At 42.8% G+C, this 6,143-nt stretch carries 5 protein-coding genes and 1 pseudogene; 5 read left to right on the plus strand and 1 reads right to left on the minus strand.

From position 1 onward, the window contains the following. A pseudogene (locus VIP81_RS16205) lies at positions 1–504 on the plus strand (DNA-directed RNA polymerase subunit beta'); the annotation flags it as partial. A gap of 179 nt (positions 505–683) precedes the next feature. On the opposite strand, the gene VIP81_RS16210 reads toward VIP81_RS16205, so the two are convergent. Further along, complete coding sequence (locus tag VIP81_RS16210; RefSeq protein WP_331962888.1) at positions 684–1,187, minus strand: hypothetical protein; 504 nt, start codon at positions 1,185–1,187, stop codon at positions 684–686. Positions 1,188–1,319: 132 nt separating this feature from the next. Here VIP81_RS16210 and VIP81_RS16215 point away from each other — a divergent pair, with 132 nt between their 5' ends. The 4 genes from VIP81_RS16215 to VIP81_RS16230 all read left to right on the plus strand — a co-directional run bounded on the left by VIP81_RS16215 (position 1,320) and on the right by VIP81_RS16230 (position 5,495). Continuing rightward, complete coding sequence (locus VIP81_RS16215; protein WP_331962891.1) at positions 1,320–2,012, plus strand: DUF4397 domain-containing protein; 693 nt, start codon at positions 1,320–1,322, stop codon at positions 2,010–2,012. Between the two features lie 225 nt (positions 2,013–2,237). Then, entirely contained in the window at positions 2,238–3,263 is a 1,026-nt protein-coding gene (locus VIP81_RS16220) for a glycerophosphodiester phosphodiesterase (RefSeq protein WP_331962894.1), read from the plus strand. 114 nt (positions 3,264–3,377) lie between these two features. Beyond that, the gene (locus tag VIP81_RS16225) at positions 3,378–3,992 is read left to right on the plus strand and encodes an OmpH family outer membrane protein (RefSeq protein WP_331962897.1); all 615 of its coding nucleotides are present in this window, start codon (positions 3,378–3,380) and stop codon (positions 3,990–3,992) included. Positions 3,993–4,070: 78 nt separating this feature from the next. Then, on the plus strand, positions 4,071–5,495 hold the full coding sequence (locus VIP81_RS16230; RefSeq protein ID WP_331962900.1) for an APC family permease: 1,425 nt from the start codon (positions 4,071–4,073) through the stop codon (positions 5,493–5,495). Positions 5,496–6,143: the final 648 nt, after the last annotated feature.

Consider the following 6,143-nt stretch of genomic DNA (forward strand, 5'->3'; position numbering starts at 1 on the left):
GATCCGGGCGATACCCGCTTCCTCGAAGGTGATACTGAAGATAGATTTGACTTCTTTGAAGAAAACGATATGATCTTCGATAAGAAGGTTGTAACGGAAGCAGGTGAATCTGCTAACCTGAAAGCTGGTCAGATAGTGACGCTGCGTCAGGTTCGTGAAGAAAACTCCCTGTTACGTCGTGCAGATAAAAAACTGGTTGAATACCGTGATGCAAGTCCGGCTACTTCCAGCCCGCTCCTGCAGGGTATTACCAAGGCGTCCCTCGGTACCCGTAGCTGGATCTCTGCTGCTTCGTTCCAGGAAACCACCAAAGTACTGTCACAGGCTGCGATCAACGGTAAGACCGATGATATGATGGGTCTGAAGGAGAATGTGATCACAGGTCACCTGATCCCTGCCGGTACTGGTTTACGTGAGTTCGAAAACATGATCGTAGGTTCCAAAGAAGAATACGATATCCTGGCCTCTTCTAAAGAAGTGTTCCAGTTTGATGAAGAAGAATAGTGCTGTAAAGCATTTTCAAACATATAGAAGCGGGTGTTTCCTTTTGGAGACACCCGCTTTTTGTTTTTGTTGTAAAGTAATGTGGGCGGGTTGATTCTCCCGAAAACCAATACCGCTTTATTCATAAAAAAAGGACCGCATTGTTTGCGGTCCCTGTTATGAAACATTTTTGTGGCAGCTTAATGCTTGTCTGCCTCCTTTTTATCCTGTTGTTTATCTTTTCTTTCCTTTTCCAGCTGGCGTTTATCCTGCTGCGCATCCTTGTTGTCGTGGTTCCGGTCTTTCTGATCTTTGTTCAGATCTTTATGGTCCTGATGCAGGTCTTTTTTATCGTGATGAATGTCTTTGTGATCACTCTTCAAATCTTTCCGGTCATTCTTTTCCTCTTTGGTATCACCATTTTTGCGGTCTTTGGCGATTTCCTTTTTGTCTTTGTTCACATCTTTGCGGTCATGATTTAAATCTTTGTGATCTGCATGAATATCTTTTTTGTCATGATTGATATCCTTGTTATCATGTTTTACATCCTTGTGGTCGTGCTGAATGTCCTTTTTGCTGTTGTTAATATCCTTCTGGTCGCGGTGTATTTCCGCCTGGTCATTGGTAGCAGGTTGTTGAGCACTGACAGTAACAGCAGCAAGGCTTAATGCAAGGGCAGGTACAAGGATAGTTACGATTTTCATTTCTACGGGTTTGTTATATGATAAAAAAAATGTTTGTGATGTATAGACTGCTGAGAATAATAATTGTTTAATAGGGACTAATAAAAACTAATTAAAACCTATTTTTGAATTCGTAAAAACGAAGCGGACTTCATGAAATATCTGATCATTCCAATTATCATTGTGCTGGCATTGCTGGGAGCATGCAAGAAAAACAGCGACAGCGCAGTACCCGATACCCACGGCAACTTTGAATTTGTGAATGCTACATACGCTGCATTGGAGTTTAATATCAAACTGGATACCATCAACTTTGCCAGTAATGTGGCTTATAAAACCAGTACCGGCTATAAATCGTATCTGGCAAAAAAATATAACCTTATCATCACTACCTCCGACAGACCTGATATCATTTTGGTTAACCAGGAGCTTTTCCTGAGGAATAACCGTTACTATACGGCCTTCATGGGAATAGATAGTGCTAAAGCAGGGTTAGCAATGATTTTGACAGAAGATGATTTGAGTGCTCCGAGGGCGGATAGTGCCAAGTTCAGGGTCATCGATTTCAGCCAGGCATTTAAGCCGAACAGAGCGCCGCTGGGCCTCGATGTATATGCAGGCAACCCTACAGTGATTTTCAAGGGACTTACTTTTCCTTCTCAAACGGCTTTTGTACCATTGAGAGGAGATAGTACTTACACGATGAAGTTCAACTATGTGGATTCCAGCCTGGTGCTGAAATCCATTCCACTGGCTGCCCAGAAAGGAAAAGTGTATACCCTGGTAACGGCGGGCTATCCGTTGGACGCCGCCCAATTTGATATATTGACGATACAACATAATTAAAGGCGGCAGCCAACCGTGAAAGGGGAGTAGAGAATACAGAATACAGCAACGCTATTGCAGCAAATGATGGAAGCAACGAAAGAAATATTCGTCTGCATCATTCGCTTCAATAGCTTTTTACATTATACTTTTCCAAAGCTTTATTTTAATTTAAAGGAGTAACCATCTTTCAGCCAGGTGGAATAAATAAATTGCACGTTATTTTTAGAGACAAACCTTAGTAGCATGAACAATTACAAAAAGATTTTCCTGTTGGGTGGAATGGCGATGCTGGGGACTGTAGCCGCCGGCGCACAGCAGGCAGCAGCGCCTTACCTGGATGCCTATACGATTCCTGTTAAGAAAAAGAATGCGGTAGTCGGAAAGGTTTATGATAAAAACGGGAAGTTGGGTTCAGCTGTATTGTTGGAAGATAAATCGGGTTTATTTACGATTAGTGGGAATGAGCTGAAGTTGAAAAAGAAAGCCAGTGTGGATGTGGACGGGACCTATCCTGTACGAATAAAGGCAGGGGAGGATACCGTTGATTTTCTGTTGGTAGCGGACGATTTCATCCGGAATAAAGTAGTGGCTCACCGGGGCGCCTGGAAGCATCATGAAGGTAGCCAGAATAGTCTTACTTCTCTGAAAGATGCGATCAGGCTGGGTTGTGAGGGATCGGAATTTGATGTTTGGTTATCTTCAGATGATCAGCTGATGATATCACATGATCCGGAGATAGGGGGAAAGAAGGTAGAAGAGTCTACCCTGGCGGATTTGCAAACCGTGCAATTAAAAAATGGAGACAGGGTGCCTACGCTGGAAGAATATATTAACGCCATCATGGAGCAGCATAAAACCAGGCTGGTATTGGAGTTGAAACCATCTGCCAAAGGGAAAGGAACGCAGCTGGCTACGCAGGCCGTGGCGATGGTACATGCCAAAAAAGCACAGGCATGGATGTTTTACATCAGCTTTGACTATAATATCTGTAAGCAAATAAAAGCGCTGGACCCTACCGCTAAGATCGCCTATCTTAATGGTGACAAAACACCAGTGCAATTACAGGCGGACGGCATATGGGGGCTGGATTACAATCAGCAGGTATTTAAAAAAGATCCTCAATTGATAGCCACTGCGAAGCAGCATCAGGTAACCACTAATGCCTGGACGATTGACAATCCTGAGATCATGGATGAATTGTTGAAAGGCGGCATTGATTTTATTACCACTAATGAGCCTGAAATCCTGTTGGAGAAGGTAAAACATTAATATTAGTTAAAACCGAGCTAAAAAAACTAATCGGAATATGAAAATCCGGTAAAAACCTTATTTTAGCCGTTCCATTTTAAAAATGTACTAAAAGAAGCAAATCCACCTATTAACATGCGCACTCGTAAACAATTAGTGACTAAAGGATTTATAGCGGCATTAGCAGCCGGATTATTGATGTCTTGCCAGGGAAAACAAGCTGGTAGCAGCACAACAGCCACCACACCAGCAGCAGGCACAGGTACTCCGGCAGCAGCGGGTAGTTTCAAAATTGCGTATGTAGATCTGGATTCACTGGAAACGCATTTCGAGTATTTCAAGGAAAAGAAAGGCTTGCTGGAACAAAAGCAGCAGCAAATGGACAATCAGCTGAAAGGTAAGGCCCGTGCTTTACAGGCGGAGTATGAAGACCTGCAGCGCAGAGCATCTAGCCTTACACAGGAACAGGGAGAAGCAGCACAACGTAGTCTGATGTCTAAACAGCAGCAGCTGGAGCAGGAAGCGCAGAACCTGCGTGCTTCTTATGCAGAACAGGAAACTAAATTTAACGAGGAGTTACAGAAAAGACTGGATGATTTCCTGAAAACTTTCAATGCAGACAAACGTTTCGCATATATTTTCTCTTATCGCAGCAACGCCAGCAACATTCTGTATAAAGATCCTGCTTACGATGTAACAGGAGACGTTATCAAAGGAATGAATGACAATGGTGCTGCCGCAGCAAAATAAGCGCATAAAACCATCGAATTTTTTTCTACCTTATAGTCCCGGTTCCGTTATGAACCGGGATTTTTTATAAATAACAATATGGAAATCAACCAAACTAAATCTTTCAAACCTTCCCTGGGGTTGCTGGATGCCACCATGATCGTAGCCGGTTCTATGATAGGGTCCGGTATTTTTATTGTAACAGCTGAAATAGCGCGTAGTGTAGGCGGCGCTGGCTGGATTACTGCCATGTGGGTACTGGCAGGCATTGTTACATTGATTGCTGCGCTGAGTTACGGAGAGCTATCCGGGATGTATCCCAAAGCCGGCGGACAATATGTATATCTCCGGGAGGCCTACAATCCTTTTATTGCTTTCTTATTTGGCTGGACGCAGTTCGGTGTAATCCAAACCGGTACTATTGCAGCGGTGGCAGTGGCTTTTGCCAAGTTTACCGCTTATCTGATTCCCGGGTTCAGTGAAAAAAACATTTTGTTTGACGCTGGCTTCGTGCAGATTTCCGCTGCGCAGATAGTGGCTATTGTGTCTATCATCTTACTAACGTTTATCAATACACGTGGTGTTCACCACGGTAAACTGATACAAACAGTATTTACACTGGCCAAGCTGTTGTCCTTATTCGGATTGATTATTTTCGGATTTGCCGTGGGAGCCAAGCAGGAGATCTGGAACGCTAACTGGCAACATGCCTGGGATGCCGCTGCGGTGACTTCACAGAATGGAGAGGTGGTGACAGCTGCTTTGTCGGGCCTGGCGTTATTTGGCGCTATTGCCGTGTCTATGAAGGGTTCCCTGTTTTCCAGTGATGCCTGGAACAATGTGACTTTCATTGCAGGAGAAATTAAAAATCCGGCAAAAAATATAGGTCGTTCACTTTTTCTGGGAACGCTGATTGTGACGATCATTTATGTGAGCTGCAACCTGATGTATCTGGCGGTATTGCCGCTGAATGAAATTGCATTTGCTGCCAACGACCGTGTAGGTGTAGCGGCGGCCGCAAAAATCTTTGGTTCTTATGGTGCTTACATCATTGCAGTGATGATCATGATCTCCACTTTCGGGTGTAATAACGGATTGATATTATCTGGTGCAAGGATCTATTATACCATGGCAGAAGATAAGTTGTTCTTCAAAAAAGCCGGCGAATTAAACAAGCACAGTGTGCCTGCCTACGGCTTATGGATACAGTGTGCATGGGCATCTATGCTGTGTCTTACCGGCCGATACAATGACTTGCTGGCATTAGTAATATTTGGTGTACTGATATTCTATGTGCTGACAATTGTGGGTATTTTTATTTTAAGAAAAAAGCGTCCGGAGATAGAAAGACCTTACAAGGCATTTGGTTATCCGGTATTGCCACTCATATATATCATTGTGGCATTGTCGCTTGCGGGCCTGTTGCTTGTGTTTGAAAGTAACTATACCTTACCCGGACTGGGGATTATTTTATTGGGTATTCCGCTCTATTATATAGCGATGGCACGTCAACCTAAGGGTTGAATTTGCTAAAATGGACAAGGAAACATAATATTTACAACGAACGTTGTATGAAAAAATGTGGCCACTGCAGTGCATACTGCAGTGGCCACATTTAATTTGCACTAAGACACACGGACATGGTGATGTCTGAGAATTGAACCCTGATAACTTAGAAAACCCGGTAATTTTAGAGAATATTAAACAAAAGGAATTGTCAACATAAGCAAAGGAAATCCCATAAAACTCAAGTGGTAAGAGACCACTTCAATTTATGAAATTCAACGTCTGTGATCTGGCCCTGTAATCTGTGACCTGGATTTTGTTAACAATTGCAGCGATTATATATTTTTTTATTTATGCCCTCAATTAAACGTTTAGCCATTAGAGTGATTGATTTTTACTTCATTCAAAACATTCAGATAACATAAACAGTCAATAAAAATATTATTGCCGGTATATGGTGTGTTACAGCATCATTTTAAGGTAAAAAGGAAAATAAGGTGGTATAACCTTGACGGCATCTCAACCCCAAGATAACCATTAAAAGCCTTCACGATTTGCATTCTCGAACATTCACATGACAATCTTTTACAATAAGCGTATGGTTTCTACCATGCGCTTCTTTTTTAACTATTAGCTATTAGCTTTTAGGAGGATGCAGGGGTGTTT

Source organism: Chitinophaga sp. (assembly GCF_036566945.1).
Lineage (GTDB): Bacteria > Bacteroidota > Bacteroidia > Chitinophagales > Chitinophagaceae > Chitinophaga.